Below are 17,542 nucleotides of genomic sequence, written 5' to 3'. Positions count from 1 at the left end.
CGGCCGGGACCGGGCCCGCCGACGCGGGCCCCGGGCCGCGAGACCCAGGACCGGGGACGGCCCCCGGGGCACGAGCGCTGGAGGCGGACGCGTGAGCACAGGACCTGTCGACCCGACCACGACGAGCGCGTGGGGCGCCCTGGCCGCGCAGGCCGCCGCGGGCCCCGACCTGCGGGGGTGGTTCGCCGCCGACCCGCAGCGCGCCGAGCGGATGACCCTCGAGGCGGCCGACCTGCGGGTGGACCTGTCGAAGAACCTCGTCACCGACGAGACGCTGCGGCTGCTGGTGCAGCTGGCCGAGGAGACCGGCGTCCTGGCCCGGCGGGACGCCATGTTCGCCGGTGAGCACATCAACGTCACCGAGGACCGCGCCGTGCTGCACACCGCGCTGCGCCGCCCGCCGGGCGCGCAGCCGCCGCTGGTCGTGGACGGCCAGGACGTGGACGCCGACGTGCAGCGGGAGCTGGAGAAGCTCTCCGCGTTCGCGGAGGCGGTGCGCTCGGGCGCGTGGACGGGCGTGACGGGCAAGCGCATCGCCACCGTCGTCAACATCGGCATCGGCGGTTCCGACCTGGGCCCGGTCATGGCGTACGAGGCGCTCAAGCCGTACGTGCAGGAGGGCCTGGAGTGCCGGTTCGTCTCCAACATCGACCCCACCGACGTGGCGGAGACGACGGCGGACCTGGACCCGGAGACGACGCTGTTCATCGTCGCGTCCAAGACGTTCGGCACCCTGGAGACGCTGACCAACGCGCGACTGGCCCGCACCTGGCTGTGGGAGCGCCTGGACGCCGCCGGCGCCCTCGCCGACGACGACGAGGCCCGCCGCGGCGCCGTCGCCAAGCACTTCGTGGCCGTGTCCACCGCGCTGGACAAGGTCGAGGCGTTCGGCATCGACCCGGCCAACGCGTTCGGGTTCTGGGACTGGGTCGGCGGGCGCTACTCGGTGGACTCCGCGATCGGCACCTCGCTGGCGGTGGCGATCGGCCCGGAGCGGTTCCGGGAGTTCCTGGCCGGTTTCCACGCCGTGGACGAGCACTTCCGCACCGCCGAGCCGGCCGCGAACGTGCCGCTGCTCATGGGCCTGCTGAACGTCCACTACGTGAACCACCACGACGCGCACACGCACGCCGTGCTGCCGTACTCCCAGCACCTGCACCGGTTCCCGGCGTACCTGCAGCAGCTGACGATGGAGTCCAACGGCAAGTCGGTGCGCTACGACGGCTCCCCGGTCACCACCGCCACCGGCGAGGTGTTCTGGGGCGAGCCGGGCACCAACGGCCAGCACGCCTTCTACCAGCTGATCCACCAGGGCACCCGAGTGATCCCGAGCGACTTCATCGCGTTCGCGAACCCGGCGCACCCGCTCGTGGACCGCGACGCGGGCGACGCCGACGTGCACGCGCTGTTCATGGCGAACTTCTTCGCCCAGACGAAGGCGCTGGCGTTCGGCAAGACCGCCGAGGAGGTGCGGGCGGAGGGTGCCGCCGAGGAGGTCGTCGCCGCGCGCACCTTCTCCGGCAACCGGCCCACCACCTCGATCATGGCGCCGGCGCTGACCCCGTCGGTGCTCGGCCAGCTCATCGCCCTGTACGAGCACGTCACGTTCGTCGAGGGCGCGGTGTGGGGCATCGACAGCTTCGACCAGTGGGGCGTGGAGCTGGGCAAGAAGCTGGCCCTGGAGATCGCGCCCGCCCTCACCGGCGACACCGCGGCCCTGGAGTCGCAGGACCCCTCGACCGCCTCGCTCATCCGGTACTACCTGCAGCAGCGGGGCTGACACCTCCCGCACGCGCCCCGCCGCCCCGGCAGCGCCCCGGGGCGGCGGGGCGCGTGCGAAGCTGACGCCGTCGCGGCGGGGCCCTCCCGCCGCCCGGTGCGGGACGGAGGGGTCCGGGGTGGCGGAGACGATGCGCGCGAGCGTCCTGGTGCGCAAGGGTGTGATCGAGGTCCAGGAGCGGCCCGTACCGGCGCCCGCCGACGGGGAGGTCCTCGTCCGCGTGGCCTCGGTCGGCGTGTGCGGCTCGGACGTGCACTACTACCGGGAGGGCCGCATCGGCGACTTCGTCGTCGAGCAGCCCCTCGTGCTGGGGCACGAGGTCTCCGGGCAGGTGGTCGCGGTGGGCCGCGGCGTGGCGGAGGCACGCGTCGGTGAGCGCGTCGCGATCGACCCGCAGGTGCCCTGCCGGCGCTGCCGGGCGTGCAAGTCCGGGCGGATGAACCTGTGCCCGAACATGCGCTTCTACGCCACCCCGCCGGTGGACGGCACGTTCTGCGACTACGTCACCGCCCCCGCCGACATGGCGCACGAGGTGCCGGACACGATGTCCGACGACGCGGCCGCCCTGCTGGAGCCGTTCTCGGTGGGGCTGTGGGCAGCCCACAAGGCGGGCACCACCCCCGGGGACCGGGTCCTGATCGCCGGGGCGGGCCCCATCGGCGCGATGGTCGCGCAGGCCGTGCGGGCGCGCGGCGCCGCCGACGTCGTCGTCACCGACTTCGTCGACTCGCGCCGCGAGCGCATCACCTCCTTCGGCGCCACGCGCTCGCTGCACCCCGTGGACGACGCCGACGAGGTCGCCGCCCTGGCCGCCGACGCCTTCGTGGACTGCTCCGGCGCCACCCCCGCCGTCGTCTCCGGCATCCGCGCCCTGCGCCCCGGCGGCACCGCCGTGCTCGTGGGCCTGGGCGACGACGAGATGCCGATCCCCGTCAGCCTCGTCGCCAGCCGCGAGATCACCCTCACCGGCGTCTTCCGGTACGTGGACACCTGGCCGCGCGGCATCGACCTCTTCCGGGCGGGCGCCGTGCACCTGGACGACATGGTCACCGCCCGGTACCCGCTGGAGCAGGTGCAGGAGGCGCTGGAGGCCGACTCCGACCCGCTGAGCATGAAGGCCGTCGTCGTCGTGAACCCGACGGTGGTGGGCGCGTGAGCGGCGTGCTGGAGCGCTTCTCCCTCACGGGCAAGGTGGCCCTGGTCACCGGCGGCTACCGCGGCCTGGGCCGCGCGTTCGCGCAGGCGCTCGCCGAGGCGGGCGCCGACGTCGTCGTCGCCGCCCGGGACGCGGGGCGCTGCGAGGAGGCCGCGCGGCAGATCGCCGCCACCACGGGGCGGCGCGCGCTCGGGCTGCGCCTGGACGTCACCGACCGCGCCGAGGTCGAGGCCGCGGTCGAGCGCGCCACCACCGAGCTCGGCGGCCTGCACGTGCTGGTGAACAACGCCGGCACCTGCGTGCACCGCCCCGCGCTGGAGGTGACCGACGACGAGTACGACGACGTGGTCACCACCAACCTCAAGGGCGTGTGGCTGCCCAGCCAGGTCGCCGCTCGCTGGATGGCGGCCCACGGCGGCGGCAGCATCGTCAACATCGGATCCATCAGCGCCTCGATCGTCAACCGCCCCCAGATGCAGCCCGTCTACAACGCCTCCAAGGCCGCCGTGCACCAGCTGACGAAGTCGCTGGCCGCGGAGTGGGCGCCGCTGGGCATCCGGGTCAACGCCCTGGCCCCCGGCTACGTCAAGACGGACATGGCCCCGGTGGACGAGCCGCGGTTCCGGCGGATGTGGATCGAGGACGCACCCATGCAGCGCTACGCCACGCCGGAGGAGATCGCCGCCAGCGTGGTCTACCTGGCCTCGGACGCCTCCAGCTTCTCCACCGGCGCCGTCGTCGTCACCGACGGCGGGTACACCTTGTTCTGAAGCCGCGCGTGCAGCTGCGACCGCGGTACCCCGTCACGACGCGGCGGCCGCGGCTGCGCCCGCGTCCACGCGGGCGACGACGCCTCGGTGCGGGTGCTCACCCGCCTGGGCGTGCGCCCGGGGGGCCGGCTGGTGCGCGCCGGCCCCGATCCCGCCGTCCCCGGCGGGTGGTCCGACCCGCGCGTGTTCGGCCTGCTCGCCGAGGAGCACCGCTCCGCGAGGGGGCCCCGGGACCGCGACCGGGTGAGGCCCGCGGGAACAGACGCGCCCGCTGTGGCATTCTCCCCAGCGGCATGGACACGGGATGGAACCTCACCGAGCGCCGGCACATCGACCTGGGCCGGACGGCGAGCGCGGTCTAGCGGCGGGCACAGCACCGCCGCCACCGCGCCACCCACCCCTACCCAGGAGCTCCCCCGTGATCCGCACCCTGAAGCGGACGCCCTTCGGCGTCCAGGTGCTCATCGGCCTCGTCCTCGGCGTCGTCCTCGGCGCGATCGCCCGCTCGATGGGCGGCACAGCCGAGGACCCGAACTGGCTGACCACCACCCTGTCCACCATCGGCTCGATCTTCGTGACGCTGCTGCGCACCCTGGTGCCGCCGCTCGTCGTCCTGGCCGTGGTCACCTCCATCGCGAACCTGCGCCAGGTCACCAACGCCGCGCGGCTGGCGTGGCAGACCCTGCTGTGGTTCGCCATCACCGCCCTGATCTCCGTCGGCATCGGCATCGCCCTGGGCATCGCCACCGACCCGGGCGACCGCACCTCCGTCGCGGCCTCGGCCGCCCAGGAGCCCAGCCGCACCGGCTCCTGGCTGGACTTCCTGCAGGGCATCGTCCCCGGGAACGTCTTCGGCCTGCAGGCCTCCGCCTCCGACGACGGCGTCTCGCTGTCCTTCAACGTCCTGCAGCTGCTCGTCATCTCCATCGCGCTGGGCGTCGCGATCCTCAAGGTCGGCGAGAAGGCCGAGCCGGTGCTGACCGTGGCCCGCTCCGCCCTGGCGATCGTGCAGACCGTGCTGTGGTGGGTCATCCGGCTCGCCCCGCTGGGCACCGTCGGCCTGCTCGGCCGCGCGGTCGCCAGCTACGGCTGGGACGCGCTCAGCCCGCTCGCTGTGTTCGTCGTGGACGTCTACGTCGGCCTGGCGCTGGTGCTGTTCGTGCTCTACCCGGTGCTGCTGCGCGCCAACGGCCTGAGCGTGCGCCGCTTCTTCGCCGGCGTGTGGCCCGCCACCCAGCTGGCGTTCGTCTCCCGCTCCTCCATCGGCACCCTGCCGGTGACGCAGCGGGTCACCGAGGAGGAGCTGGGCGTCCCGCGCTCGTACGCGTCCTTCGCGGTGCCGCTGGGCGCCACCACGAAGATGGACGGCTGCGCGGCGATCTACCCGGCGCTGTCGGCGATCTTCGTCGCCGGGTTCTTCGACGTGGACCTGTCGATCACCGACTACGTGCTCATCGCGTTCGTGTCGGTCGTCGGCTCGGCCGCCACCGCCGGTCTGACCGGTGCCACCGTCATGCTGACGCTGACCCTGTCGACGCTGGGCCTGCCGCTGGCCGGCGTGGGTCTGCTGCTGGCGATCGACCCGATCCTGGACATGGGCCGCACCGCGGTGAACGTCACCGGTCAGGCGCTGGTGCCGACGATCGTCGCCAAGCGCGAGGGCATCCTGGACCTGGCGCGGTTCAACTCGCGCCGCCGCGTCGAGGAGGCCATCGCCGAGCCCGCGGCGGTCTGACTCCCCCCGCACGACGAACGCCCGCCGCTCCCCGGTACCGGGGAGCGGCGGGCGTTCGTCGTCGCGGAGGACGCCGCCGGAGGCCCGCGGCGCCCCTCAGCCGACCGGGGTGAGCACGAGCAGGGGCTTGGCACCCCGGGCGGTGTCGCCCAGCAGGGCCACCAGGGTCCCGTCCGGTGCGAGGGCCGCCACCGGGCCCTCGTGCCCCGATGCCGCGGTGAAACCGCCGTGGGAGACCGCGCCGGCCTCGGCCGCGTCGAGGTGGCGCACGGGGAACAACCGGCGAGCCACCTCGGCCAGCGGCGCCACCGACGGGTGCTCCTCGACCTCGGCGAGAGTGCGCGCCTCCCCCAGCGTGAACGGCCCGGAGCGGGTGCGGCGCAACGCCGTCAGGTGGCCGCCGACGCCGAGCGCGGCGCCCAGGTCGCGGGCCAGAGCCCGGACGTAGGTGCCGCTGGAGACCTCCACCGCCACGTCGAGGTCCACGAAGGGCCCGTCCGCACGGCGGGCGAGCACCTCGAACCGGGACACGGTCACGGGCCGCGGCGGCAGCTCCACGACCTCGCCCCCGCGCACCCGGGCGTAGGAGCGCTTCCCGTCCACCTTGATGGCGCTGACGGAGCTGGGCACCTGCTGCAGGTCACCGGTCAGGGCCGCCACCGCCGCGGTGACGGCGTCCTCGTGCAGGCCGGTGGCGTCCGCGGGTGCCCCCAGCGGCTCGCCCTCCGCGTCGTCCGTGGTCGTCGCCAGGCCCAGCCGCACGGTGGCGGTGTACGCCTTGTCGTGGGCCACCAGGTGCGTGAGGAACTTCGTGCCCCGGTTGGCGCCGAGCACCAGCACACCGGTCGCAGCGGGGTCCAGGGTGCCGGCGTGCCCGACGCGGCGGGTGCCCAGCAGGCGCCGGCAGCGGCCCACCACGTCGTGGCTGGTCCAGCCCGCCGGCTTGTCGACCACGAGGATCCCGTCGCCCACCTGCGGGCGCCCGGGCCCTCCCCCCGGAGCGCTCAGGGGACGCGGCGGTCGCCGGGGGCGGCGCCGTCCTCGTCGCTCCCGGCGCGGTCCTCGTCCGAGTCGTCCCCGTCGAGGTCGTCGTCCCCGTCGAGGTCGTCGTCCTCGTCGAAGTCGTCGTCGAGGTCGTGCTCGACGGGCTTCTTGTACGGATCGGCCTCCCCGGCGGGCTGCGCCGAGGCCGCCAGGGCCGCCACGCGGGCGTCCTGCTCCGCGGCCGTCCGCAGCAGCTCCTCGATCTGCGTGGCGGTCTCGGGGACCTCGTCGGTCGCGAACGTCAGCGTCGGGGTCAGCCGCACGCCGGTGCGCCTGCCGACCTCCGAGCGGAGCACGCCCTTGGCGCTCTCCAGGGCCGCCGCGGTGCCGGCGCGCTCCTCGTCGCTGCCGAAGACCGTGTAGTAGAGCGTCGCGTGCTGCAGGTCGTTGGTGACCCGGGCGTCGGTGATGGTGATGAACCCCAGGCGGGGGTCCTTCACGCGCTTCTCGAGCGCCTCTGCCACGACGACCTTGATGCGGTCGGCGAGCTTGCGGGCGCGAGTGGGGTCCGCCACGGGACTTCCCTCCTGGAGGTGCTCAGTCGTCCGACGACAGGAACTGCCGCCGGGTGGAGAGGATCTGGAACTCGGGGTGCGCCGCCACGAGGCGCTCGCAGCGGTCGAGCACCTCGGTGCAGCGCGCCGTGTCGGGGGCGACGACGGCGACGGCCACCTCGGCCCGCCGGTGCAGGTCGAGGTGACCCGTCTCCGCGGCGGCGACGTCGAAGCTGCGGCGCAGTTCGGCGACGACCGGCCGCACGAGGCTGCGCTTGCCCTTGAGCGAGTGGACGTCGCCCAGGAGCAGGTCGAACGTGAGTGTTCCTGTGTGCATCGGCGTGGGGTGCGTCCGGGCGGGGACCCTGCTGGGTCCCCGCCCGGACGGCTTCGCTCAGGCGGCCTCAGCCGCGCGGCTTCTCCTGCATCTCGAACGTCTCGATGACGTCGTCGACCTGGAGGTCGTTGTACGAGCCGAGGCCGATACCGCACTCGTAGCCCTCGCGGACCTCGGTGGCGTCGTCCTTGAACCGTCGCAACGACTCGATGGTGAGGTTGTCCCCGTGCACGACACCGTTGCGCAGCACGCGCGCCTTGGTGTTGCGCCGGATGAGACCGGACCGGACGAGGCAGCCGGCGATGTTGCCGAACTTCGAGGACCGGAAGACCTCGCGGATCTCCGCGGTGCCCAGCTGGACCTCTTCGAACTCCGGCTTGAGCATGCCCTTGAGCGCGTTCTCGACGTCCTCGATCGCCTGGTAGATGACCGAGTAGTACCGGACGTCGACGCCCTCGCGGTCGGCGTACTCCTTCGTCTGCTGCTCCGGGCGCACGTTGAACCCGATGATGATCGCGTTCGAGGCGACGGCGAGGTTGACGTTGTTCTTCGTCACCGCACCGACACCGCGGTCGATCACCCGGAGGTCGACCTCGTCACCGACATCGATCTTCAGCAGCGCGTCCTCGAGGGCCTCGACCGACCCCGCACCGTCACCCTTGAGGATGAGGTTGAGGGTCTCGACCTTGCCCTGCTCCAGCGCCTTGGTGAAGTCCTCCAGGGAGATGCGCTTGCGCGCCTTCGCCAGGGCCGCGTTGCGCTCCTGCGCCTCACGCTTCTCCGCGATCTGCCGGGCCGTCCGGTCGTCCGGAGCGGCCAGGAACGTGTCGCCAGCACCGGGGACGGACGTGAGCCCGAGCACCTGCACCGGACGCGACGGAGTCGCCTCCTCCACGTTGTCGCCGTTCTCGTCGAGCATCGCGCGGACGCGGCCGTAGCCGACGCCGGCGACGATCGCGTCGCCGACCCGCAGGGTGCCCGACTGCACGAGGACGGTCGCCACCGGGCCGCGGCCCTTGTCGAGGTTGCCCTCGATGGCGATGCCGCGGGCGTCCTTGTCGGGGTTGGCCCGCAGGTCCAGCGACGCGTCGGCGGTCAGCAGGACGGCCTCGAGGAGGTTGTCCAGGCCCATGCCCTGCTTCGCGGAGACCTCGACGAACATCGTCTCGCCGCCGTACTCCTCGGCCACCAGGTTGTACTCGGTGAGCTGCTGCCGGACCTTGTCCGGGTTCGCGCCCTCCTTGTCGACCTTGTTGACCGCGACGACGATCGGGACGTCGGCCGCCTGGGCGTGGTTGAGCGCCTCGATGGTCTGGGGCATCACGCCGTCGTCGGCCGCGACCACGAGGATCGCGATGTCGGTCACCTTCGCGCCACGGGCACGCATGGCGGTGAACGCCTCGTGACCAGGGGTGTCGATGAAGGTGATCGGCCGCTCGACACCCTCGTGCTCCTTGACGACCTGGTAGGCGCCGATGTGCTGCGTGATGCCACCGGCCTCCTTCGCCACGACGTCGGAGGAGCGGATGGCGTCCAGCAGCTTCGTCTTGCCGTGGTCGACGTGGCCCATGACGGTCACGACCGGCGGGCGCGCCTCGAGCTGCTCGTCGCCCTCGGCCTCCAGCTCGGCGTCGAGGTCGATCGAGAACCCGGCCAGGAGCTCGCGCTCCTCGTCCTCCGGGGAGACGACCTCGATGACGTAGCCGAGCTCGCCGCCCAGCAGCTGGAAGGTGTCCTCGTCCAGCGACTGCGTCGCCGTGGCCATCTCACCGAGGTGGAACAGCACGGTGACCAGCGCCGCGGGGTCGGCGTCGATGCGCTCGGCGAAGTCGCTCAGCGACGCACCGCGACGGATGCGGACGACGGTCGAGCCGTCACCGCGACGGACCGACACGCCCCCGACTGAGGGCGCCTGCATCGCCTCGTACTCCTGGCGCTTCGCGCGCTTGGACTTGCGGCCCTTGACGGGACGACCACCGGCGCGACCGAAGGCACCCTGGGTGCCACCGCGGCCACCGCGGCCGGGTCCACCCGGACGGCCGCTGAAGCCGCCGCCACCGGCACCGGGACCACCCGGACGGCCGCCGAAGCCACCGCGGCCACCACCCGGGCCACCGCGACCCGGGGCACCCGCCCGGCCGGCGGGAGCACCCGGACGGCCCACGGTCGGGCGCGCCGGCATCATGCCGGGGTTCGGGCGGGGCGCACCGGGGCGCGGGCCACCCGCACCGGGCGCACCCGGACGAGGGCCACCCTGGCCGGGCGCACCCGGACGGGGGCCACCCTGCGGGCGCGGCATGCCCTGGTTGTTGGCGAACGGGTTGTTGCCCGGGCGCGGGGCACCGGGGCGCGGCATGCCCTGGCTGGTCGCGAACGGGTTGTTGCCCGGGCGCGGGGCACCGGGACGGGCCCCGCCCGGAGCACCGGGACGGCCGCCCTGGGCCGGACGGTCGCCACGGTCGGGACGCTCACCGCGGTCGGGGCGCTCGCCGCGGTCGGGGCGCTCGCCGCGCGGGCGCTCACCACCGGGGACGGGGCGCTCGCCGCGCTCCGGCGGGCCGGGGCGACGGGCAGCGGGACCGGCGGGGGCACCCGGACGGGTCCCCGGGCTCGCCGGGCCACCGGGACGCGCGCCGGGGCGCGGGCCAGAACCCGGGCCACCCGCGGCGGGCGGGGTGGACGGGCGCGGGCCGGGCGTCGCCGGCCGCTGCTGCGGCGCGGCGGGCGCGGCCGGCGGGGGCGCCTGGAAGGCGGGGGACGCCGGTGCGGCCGGCTCGGGGGCCGGTCCCGGCGTGGGCGCCGGGCCCGGCACGGGCGCGGACGGCGCACCGTCACCGGCGGCCGGAGCGGCGGGCGCGGACGGCGCGGGCGCCGCCGGAGCGGCGGGCGCCGCGGGCCGCGCGGGCCCCGGGCGGGCGCCCTGGGGCAGACGCGGACCCGGCTTCACCGCCGGGGTGGGACGGCCGCCACCGGAGGCGCCGTCCGCGGGGAACTTGTCCTTCAGCCGGCGGATGACCGGCGGCTCGACGGTCGAGCTCGCCGACCGGACGAACTCGCCCATCTCCTTCAGCGTCGCCAGGACGACCTTGCTCTCGACTCCGAACTCCTTGGCGAGTTCGTAGACCCGGACCTTTGCCACATCTCTCCTGTCTCGGTCCGGGCCACCACTACCGGGCGCGGACCGTCGTCAGTCGTCGGGGTTCATCTGCACGAGCTCATCGGGTGCTCATCAGCTGTTCGACCCGTTCTCATCGGTGGTGGTGGACGCGACAGCGCCGGTGGGCGGCTCCAGGTGGGAGCGCACGCCGGAGGTGTCGAGGGGACCGGGGCGGCGCAGCGCGCGGGGCAGGGCCCGCCGCTTCTCCGCCCGGTCCAGGCACGCGGTGCTGTGGTGCAGCCACGCCCCCCTGCCGGGGAGCCGCCGCCGCTCGTCGACGAGGACCTCGTCCCCCTCGGCCGACGCGACGACCCTCAGCAGCTCAGACCGGGAGCCTCTCCGACGACAACCCACGCACGTCCGCGCGTGTTCCACGTCCGCGCTCGAGGAGGCGGGGCGGACAGCGGGGGTGGTGGGTCGCCGGCGGGCGGGACCGGCCTCAGCGAGTGTCACGATGCGGACAGTGTAGCGCCGCCCCGCGCTCGGGCGGGTCGCGGGACCCGCCCGGAGCTCAGCGGGAGCCGGGGCCGGGGTCCTGCCGCCCCTGCGCGTCCTCCGCCGCGGCCTCGGTGTCGGGCCGGATGTCGATGCGCCAGCCCGTGAGCTTGGCGGCCAGCCGGGCGTTCTGCCCCTCCTTGCCGATCGCCAGCGACAGCTGGTAGTCGGGCACGATCGCGCGCGCGGAGCGCGCCTCCGCGTCCACGACCTCCACCGACGTCACCCGCGCCGGCGACAGGGCGCTGGCGACGAAGCGCGCCGGGTCGTCGCTGTGGTCGACGATGTCGATCTTCTCACCGCGGAGCTCGGCCATGACGGCCCGCACGCGCTGCCCCATCGGCCCGATGCACGCGCCCTTGGCGTTGATCCCCTGGCGCGTGGCGCGCACGGCCATCTTCGTGCGGTGCCCGGCCTCCCGGGACATCGCCGTGATCTGCACCGTGCCGTCGGCGATCTCGGGCACCTCCAGCGCGAAGAGGCGGCGCACCAGGTTCGGGTGCGAGCGCGAGAGGACCACCTGCGGGCCCTTGGGGCCCTTCTTGACGCTGACGACGTAGCAGCGCAACCGGCTGCCGTGGCGGTACTCCTCACCCGGCACCTGCTCCGCCGGCGGCAGCACGCCCTCCAGGGACCCCAGGTCCACCTGGACCACCCTGGGGTCGCGGCCCTGCTGCACGACGCCGGAGACGATGTCGCCCTCCGTGTCGGCGTACTCGCCCAGGACCTGCTCGTCGGCGGCGTCGCGCAGCCGCTGCAGGATCACCTGGCGCGCGGTCGTGGCGGCGATGCGCCCGAAGCCCGCGGGGGTGTCGTCGTACTCGCGCACCACGGCGCCGTCCTCGCCGCGCTCGGCGGCGAGCACCCGCACCTCGCCGGTGGTGCGGTCCAGCTCCACGCGGGCGTGCCGCTGCGCCCCCTCGGTGTGGTGGTAGGCGATGAGCAACGCCTGCTCGATCGCGCGCACCAGCGCCTCGAACGGGATCTCCCGCTCCCGCTCCAGCAGCCTCAGCGCCGCCATGTCGATGTTCACCGCTCGCCCTCGCGTCCCGCGTCGTCCCGCGCGCCCGGCTCGCCACCGGGCTCGTCCAGCTCGTCGTCCAGCTCGTCGTCCAGCTCGTCGTCCAGCTCGCCCGCGTGCTCCTCGTCGCCGGCGGGGCGGCGGAACTCCACCTGCACCTCGCCGCGCACCAGGTCGGGGAACGGCACCTGGCGCGGCACCCCGACGTCCTTGGCCCGGGGCGGGCGGCCCTTGACCGGCTGCGGCTCCAGCCGCAGCAGCACCCCGTCCGCGTCGACCGACTCCACGCGGCCCAGCAGCGCCCCGCCGTCCACCAGCACGGCGCGCACCAGGCGGCCGCGGGCGCGGGACCAGTGCCGCGGGGTGGTCAGGGGGCGCTCCACGCCCGGGGAGGTGACCTCCAGCGTGTAGGGCGCATCACCCAGCGCGTTCGAGGAGTCCAGGGCCTCGGAGACCGCCGCCGAGACCACGGACACCGCCTCGAGGTCGACCTCGCCCGGCTCGTCACCGGCCAGGTCCACCACCACGCGCACCACGCGCCGGCGGCCGGCCGTGGAGACCGCCACCTCCTCCAGCGCCAGGCCGGCCGAGCGGCGCCCGTCGGCGAAGACGGCCTCCAGCACACCGGCCACGGCCTCGTCCAGCGACGGCACGACCGCCCCTCCCCTGCTCTCGAACGCCCTGCGCGCGCGAGCGGCGGGTGGACCCGGGGCCCNNACCCGCCGCTCGCGACGACGACTGCCCAGAGTATCCCGGTGCGCCACCGTCCTCCGACCGCACGCGTGGGACCATCACCGGGTGCCCGTCCCGCCCACGCCCGCCGCGCACACCACCGGAGGGCACCGGCAGCCGGGCCGCAGGGCGGTCCTGGGGCTGCTCGCTCCCCTCGCCGGCGCCGCCGCCCTGACCGGGTGCGGCGTGCGCTGGGTCAGCGGGACGGAGCCGACGCCGGCGCCCAGCCGCGGCCCGGACGACGTCGCCCGGGAGGTCGCCGCGGCCGACGCCCGCGCACTGCTGACGCTGGCCCTGCCGCTGACCACCGCGGGTGCGGCGCCCGGCCCGGCGGCCGTGCAGCAGTCCGCGACGGCGGTCGTCGACGCCTGCACCGCCCACCTGCGCGCCCTGGGCGCGGACACCGCCCCCGGGACGGCGACCCCGGCGGCCGGAGCCGCCGCGGGGGTGGACGCCCTCGCCGGGGAGCTCGCCGCCGCGGCCGGGCGCGCCCTCGACGCCGTCCCGGGCGACGTCGGCGGCGGCATGGCCCGGTTGCTGTGCGCCGTGGGCGCCTCGCGCGCGCTGCTGCTGGACGGCGTCACCACGGCCGCGGGGACCGCCACCCCGGCGGTGGACCTCCCGGCCGTCCCCGCCCCGGCGCCCCCTCCCGCGACCACCCGGGGGGCCGTACCGAGCACGGCCGGCGGCACGGACGGCGAAGACACGGACGGCGAGGACACGGACGGCGAGGACACGAGGGCGGTGGCTGCGCTGCAGGCGGTGCTGGCCGGGGAGCACGCGGCGGTGTGGTGCTTCGGGCTCGTCGCCGCGCGCCTCGAGGGCGGTCCGCGGGACCGGGCGCTGGCCGCGCTCGCCGCCCACCGCGTCGCGCGCGACGACGTCACCGCTCTGCTGCGGGCGCGCGGCGCCCAGCCGGTCGGGGCGCACGCCTCGTACGACGCCGCCGCTCCCGCGCCCGAAGCCGCGATCCTGCTGGCCGCCTCGGTCGAGGAGCGGCTGGCGGCCGTCCACGCGGACCTGGCGGCCGCCTCCCGCGCCGACCGGGCGCTGGCCGCCGTCGGGGTGGTGCGTTCCGCGCGCGCCGCCCGCGGTTGGGGCGGCACCACCACGAACCTGCCCGGCCTGCCGGGCGTCGGCGAGGACGGGCTCCCCCTCCCCCTCGCCGCACCTCCCACGACGGCCGACGCAGCGCCGGCGGCAGGGGCCGCGACGAGCCCACCGGTCAGCGGCTGAACGGTGCCCGACCCGTTCCCGCGCCCGCGGGTGCGGCTGCGAGACTGGTCGGCGACATGAGCGCACCCGAACGACCCGCGGGGGTCACCCGCCCGCTGCGGATCATGACCTGGAACGTCTGGTGGCGCTTCGGCGACTGGCGAGCGCGGCGCGAGGCGATCCTGGCGGTCCTCGCCGAGCACCGTCCCGACGTCGTGGGCCTGCAGGAGGTGTGGGCCACCGGCGACGACGGGGAGGACCTCGCCGCCTGGCTCGCCGAGCACCTGGGCATGGTGGCCGCCTTCTCACCGTCCCCGCGGCCCGAGCGCTGGCAGCGGCGCCTGTCCCCGCACGACCCGGACGCCGGGACGGTCGGCTTCGGCAACGCCGTGCTCAGCAGGTACCCGCTGCTGGAGCAGCGGGTCCTGGAACTGCCGGCGGGTGGGCACGAGGACGAGGGACGCACCGCCCTGCAGGTCCTCGTGGACACCCCCCGGCGGCCGCTGCCGTTCACCACCACCCACCTGAACTCCTCCCCCGCCGAGTCGTCCGTGCGGGTGGCGCAGGTGCGCGAACTGGTGCCGTTCGTGGCGGCGAGCCGGCGGCGCGGCGAGCGCTACCCACCGGTGCTGACAGGCGACTTCAACGCGGTGGAGTCCTCCGACGAGCTGCGCCTGGCCCGCGGCTACGAGACCGCCGGGCCCGTGGACGGCTTCGTCCTCGTGGACGCCTGGCGCTTCGCCGAACCCGGCGACCCGGGGCTGACGTGGGACCGGCGCAACCCGTGGGTGGCGCGGGTGCACCAGCCCAGCGCGCGCATCGACCACGTGCTCGTCGGGCTGACCCCGTTCAGCGGGGAGGGCGCGGTGCGCACCGCGCGCCTGGTGGCGACCGAACCGGTGGAGGGCGTCTGGGCCTCCGACCACGCGGCGGTGCTCGTCGACCTGGACCCCTGAGGCGCCCGTCCTCAGCGGGTGCGGGGCGGGCCGGTCCGCAGCACGATCGGGGCATGAGCACCGCCTCCGCCCTGTCGCGCGCCACCGGACGCACCCCTTCCCGCGACGGACTGCGCCGGGGGGTCGTCGCCGTGGGAGCGGTGGTCGCCGTGGCGGGTTCCGCCGTCGGCTCCGGAGCCTTCGGCGGCACCCCGATCGCCGAGGCGGCGGGCGGCGCGCTGTCGGCCGACGCGACCCTCGTGGCGCCCGCCGGGCCGGCGTTCGCGATCTGGAGCGTCGTCTACGCCGGCCTGGTGGCGCTGGCGGTGTGGCAGCTGCTGCCGGCGCACGCCCGCGACGAGCGCCAGCGGGCGACCGGGTGGTGGGTGGCGGCCTCGCTGCTGCTGAACCTGGTGTGGATCGCCACCGTGCAGGCCGGCTGGGTCGGTGCCTCGGTCGCGGTGATCGCCGCGCTGCTCGCGGTGCTCGTCGTCGCCTTCGGGCGTCTCGTCGCGACCCGGCCGCGCAGCCGGGTGGAGTCCGTGGTCGTGGACGGGACGGTGGGCCTGTACCTGGGGTGGGTGAGCATCGCGACGGTGGCGAACGCCGCCGCGGCGCTGGAGCAGGCCGGGCTGACGACCGCCGAGCCGGTGTGGGCGGTGGTGGTGCTCGCCGTCGCCGCGGGTGCCGGTGTCCTCACCGCCGTCCGCTCGCGCGGCAGCGTGGCCTTCGGGGCGGCCCTGACGTGGGGGCTGGCGTGGGTGTGCGCCGGGCGGCTGTCCGGGACGGACTCCTCCACCGCGGCGGCCGTGGCCGCCGGTGCCGCCGCGGCGGTGGTCGCGGGGACCACCGCCGCTGTGCGGCTGCGCGCGCGGCGGCGGTGAGGGTCAGCCGCGCACGGCGGCGGTGACGGCCGGCACGGCCTCGGCCAGCGGCACCTGACGGGCTTCGCCGCTGCGGCGGTCGCGCAGCTCCACGACGCCCTCGGCCAGGCCCTTGCCGACCACGAGGATCGTGGGCACGCCGATCAGCTCGGCGTCCTTGAACTTCACGCCGGGCGAGACCTTCGGGCGGTCGTCCAGCAGGACCTCCACCCCGTCGGCCTGCAGCTCGGACGCGATCCGCTCGGCGGTGGTGAACACCTCCGGGTCCTTGCCGGTGGCGACGACGTGCACGTCGGCCGGGGCGAGGCCGCGCGGCCACACCAGGCCCTTGTCGTCGTGGTTGCCCTCGGCGATCGCGGCCAGGGCGCGGGTGACGCCGATGCCGTACGAGCCCATCGTCACCACGACCTGCTTGCCGTTCTCGTCGAGGACCTTCAGGTCCAGCGCCTCGGCGTAGCGGCGGCCGAGGGCGAAGATGTGGCCGATCTCGATGCCGCGCGCCAGCTCCAGCGGTCCGGAGCCGTCCGGGGCCGGGTCACCGGCGCGCACCTCGGCGGCCTCGACGAACCCGTCGCCGGTGAAGTCGCGGCCGGCGACGAGGTCGAAGACGTGCTTGCCGGGCGCGTCGGCGCCGGTGATCCAGCGGGTGCCCTCCACCACGCGCGGGTCCAGCAGGTAGCGGATGCCCGAGGCGGACTCCTCGCCCAGGCCCCCGGGACCGATGTAGCCCTTGACGAGCGCGGGGTGGGCCGCGAAGTCCTTCTCCTCGAAGGCCTCCAGCTCGGCGGGCGCCAAGGACGCCTCCAGCCGCTTGAGGTCCACCTCGCGGTCGCCGGGCAGCCCCACCGCCAGCGGCTCACGGGTGCCGTCGGGGTGGCGCAGCACGACCAGGACGTTCTTCAGGGTGTCGGCCGCCGTCCACGCCCGGTCCGGGCGCGGGTGCGCGGCGTTCGCGGCGGCCACCAGGGTCTCGATGGTGGGGGTGTCCGGGGTGTCCTCCACGTGAGCGGCCGGGGCGTCGTCGAACGGGACCGCCGGCGGCACCGGCGTGGTGACGGCCTCGACGTTGGCCGCGTAGCCGCCCGGGGAGCGCACGAAGGTGTCCTCCCCGATGGGGGTGGGGTGCAGGAACTCCTCGCTGCGCGAGCCGCCCATGGCGCCCGACACGGCCGAGACGACGACGAACTCCAGCCCCAGGCGGGTGAAGACGCGGATGTAGGCGTCGCGGTGCTTCTCGTAGGACACCTCCAGGCCGGCCTCGTCCACGTCGAAGCTGTAGGAGTCCTTCATGACGAACTCGCGGCCGCGCAGGACCCCGGCCCGGGGACGGGCCTCGTCGCGGTACTTCGTCTGGATCTGGTAGATCGACAGCGGGAGGTCCTTGTACGAGGAGTACAGGTCCTTGACGAGGAGCGTGAACATCTCCTCGTGGGTGGGCGCCAGCAGGTAGTCGGCGCCCTTGCGGTCCTTCAGGCGGAACATGCCGTCGCCGTACTCGGTCCAGCGGTTCGTCGCCTCGTACGGCTCGCGCGGCAGCAGCGCCGGGAAGTGGACCTCCTGGAACCCGGCGGCGTCCATCTCCTCGCGCACCACGGCCTCGACCCTGCGCAGCACCTTCAGCCCCAGCGGCAGCCAGGTGTAGATGCCCGGTGCGGCGCGACGGACGTAGCCGGCCCGCACCAGCAGCTTGTGGCTGGCGACCTCGGCCTCGACCGGGTCCTCCCGCAGGGTCCGCAGGAACAGCGTCGACATCCGCATCAGCACGCCGGGCAGCCTATCCGCGACCG

15 protein-coding genes are annotated in these 17,542 nt (G+C 75.2%); 7 read left to right on the top strand and 8 right to left on the bottom strand.

Features of this window, described 5'->3' with window-relative positions:
- The first annotated feature begins 91 nt into the window (after positions 1-91).
- From pgi to MN205_RS17525, 4 genes are all read left to right on the top strand, one after another.
- Positions 92-1,780, top strand: a complete 1,689-nt coding sequence (gene pgi, locus MN205_RS17540; protein ID WP_242129610.1) for a glucose-6-phosphate isomerase — start codon at positions 92-94, stop codon at positions 1,778-1,780.
- A 130-nt stretch (positions 1,781-1,910) separates the two neighbouring features.
- A complete protein-coding gene (locus tag MN205_RS17535; RefSeq protein WP_255820597.1) occupies positions 1,911-2,936 on the top strand; it encodes an NAD(P)-dependent alcohol dehydrogenase in 1,026 nt (341 codons plus the stop codon).
- Complete coding sequence (locus MN205_RS17530; RefSeq protein WP_242129608.1) at positions 2,933-3,706, top strand: SDR family NAD(P)-dependent oxidoreductase; 774 nt, start codon at positions 2,933-2,935, stop codon at positions 3,704-3,706. The genes MN205_RS17535 and MN205_RS17530 overlap by 4 nt, the downstream gene beginning before the upstream one ends.
- 418 nt (positions 3,707-4,124) lie before the next feature.
- Positions 4,125-5,441 carry a dicarboxylate/amino acid:cation symporter gene (locus MN205_RS17525; RefSeq protein WP_242129607.1) on the top strand — a complete coding sequence of 439 codons (1,317 nt, stop codon included), beginning with the start codon at positions 4,125-4,127 and terminating at the stop codon, positions 5,439-5,441.
- A 96-nt stretch (positions 5,442-5,537) separates the two neighbouring features.
- Here the strand turns inward: MN205_RS17525 and truB are convergent, their stop codons facing one another.
- The 7 genes from truB to rimP form a co-directional block, all read right to left on the bottom strand.
- Positions 5,538-6,449 (bottom strand): tRNA pseudouridine(55) synthase TruB, encoded by a 912-nt coding sequence (gene truB, locus MN205_RS17520; RefSeq protein WP_255820594.1) that lies wholly within the window; start codon positions 6,447-6,449, stop codon positions 5,538-5,540.
- Entirely contained in the window at positions 6,446-7,000 is a 555-nt protein-coding gene (rbfA, locus tag MN205_RS17515; protein WP_242129604.1) for a 30S ribosome-binding factor RbfA, read from the bottom strand. The genes truB and rbfA overlap by 4 nt, the downstream gene beginning before the upstream one ends.
- Before the next feature lie 22 nt (positions 7,001-7,022).
- Positions 7,023-7,316, bottom strand: a complete 294-nt coding sequence (locus MN205_RS17510; protein ID WP_242129602.1) for a DUF503 domain-containing protein — start codon at positions 7,314-7,316, stop codon at positions 7,023-7,025.
- Positions 7,317-7,383: 67 nt separating this feature from the next.
- Complete coding sequence (infB, locus tag MN205_RS22075) at positions 7,384-10,455, bottom strand: translation initiation factor IF-2 (RefSeq protein ID WP_308220300.1); 3,072 nt, start codon at positions 10,453-10,455, stop codon at positions 7,384-7,386.
- Between the two features lie 90 nt (positions 10,456-10,545).
- On the bottom strand, positions 10,546-10,926 hold the full coding sequence (locus MN205_RS17485) for a YlxR family protein (RefSeq protein WP_242129600.1): 381 nt from the start codon (positions 10,924-10,926) through the stop codon (positions 10,546-10,548).
- A 58-nt stretch (positions 10,927-10,984) separates the two neighbouring features.
- Entirely contained in the window at positions 10,985-12,001 is a 1,017-nt protein-coding gene (gene nusA, locus MN205_RS17480) for a transcription termination factor NusA (protein ID WP_242129598.1), read from the bottom strand.
- Positions 11,998-12,642: a ribosome maturation factor RimP gene (rimP, locus tag MN205_RS17475; protein ID WP_242129596.1), complete on the bottom strand. Its 645-nt coding sequence runs from the start codon at positions 12,640-12,642 to the stop codon at positions 11,998-12,000. The genes nusA and rimP overlap by 4 nt, the downstream gene beginning before the upstream one ends.
- Positions 12,643-12,787: 145 nt before the next feature.
- Between rimP and MN205_RS22070 the strand changes: the two genes are divergently transcribed.
- The 3 genes from MN205_RS22070 to MN205_RS17460 are packed head-to-tail and all read left to right on the top strand — an operon-like array spanning position 12,788 to position 15,755.
- On the top strand, positions 12,788-13,957 hold the full coding sequence (locus MN205_RS22070; RefSeq protein WP_242129594.1) for a DUF4439 domain-containing protein: 1,170 nt from the start codon (positions 12,788-12,790) through the stop codon (positions 13,955-13,957).
- A gap of 56 nt (positions 13,958-14,013) precedes the next feature.
- Complete coding sequence (locus MN205_RS17465) at positions 14,014-14,892, top strand: endonuclease/exonuclease/phosphatase family protein (protein WP_242129592.1); 879 nt, start codon at positions 14,014-14,016, stop codon at positions 14,890-14,892.
- A gap of 53 nt (positions 14,893-14,945) precedes the next feature.
- A complete protein-coding gene (locus MN205_RS17460; protein WP_242129591.1) occupies positions 14,946-15,755 on the top strand; it encodes a tryptophan-rich sensory protein in 810 nt (269 codons plus the stop codon).
- A 3-nt stretch (positions 15,756-15,758) separates the two neighbouring features.
- Here MN205_RS17460 and MN205_RS17455 read toward each other — a convergent pair whose 3' ends face one another.
- Positions 15,759-17,519, bottom strand: coding sequence for a proline--tRNA ligase (locus MN205_RS17455; protein ID WP_374115970.1), 1,761 nt, complete (start codon positions 17,517-17,519; stop codon positions 15,759-15,761).
- Between the last annotated feature and the right edge of the window lie 23 nt (positions 17,520-17,542).

Origin of the sequence: Kineococcus sp. TRM81007 (assembly GCF_022669155.1) — a bacterium.
GTDB lineage: Bacteria > Actinomycetota > Actinomycetes > Actinomycetales > Kineococcaceae > Kineococcus.
This window is presented reverse-complemented; position numbering and strand designations above follow the sequence as displayed.

Bases quoted from the DNA above. Each gene is read 5' to 3' on its own strand.
- MN205_RS17535 (WP_255820597.1), top strand. From the start codon at position 1,911: ATGCGCGCGAGCGTCCTGGTGCGCAAGGGTGTGATCGAGGTCCAGGAG.
- MN205_RS17510 (WP_242129602.1), bottom strand. From the start codon at position 7,316: ATGCACACAGGAACACTCACGTTCGACCTGCTCCTGGGCGACGTCCAC.
- MN205_RS17465 (WP_242129592.1), top strand. From the start codon at position 14,014: ATGAGCGCACCCGAACGACCCGCGGGGGTCACCCGCCCGCTGCGGATC.
- MN205_RS17460 (WP_242129591.1), top strand. From the start codon at position 14,946: ATGAGCACCGCCTCCGCCCTGTCGCGCGCCACCGGACGCACCCCTTCC.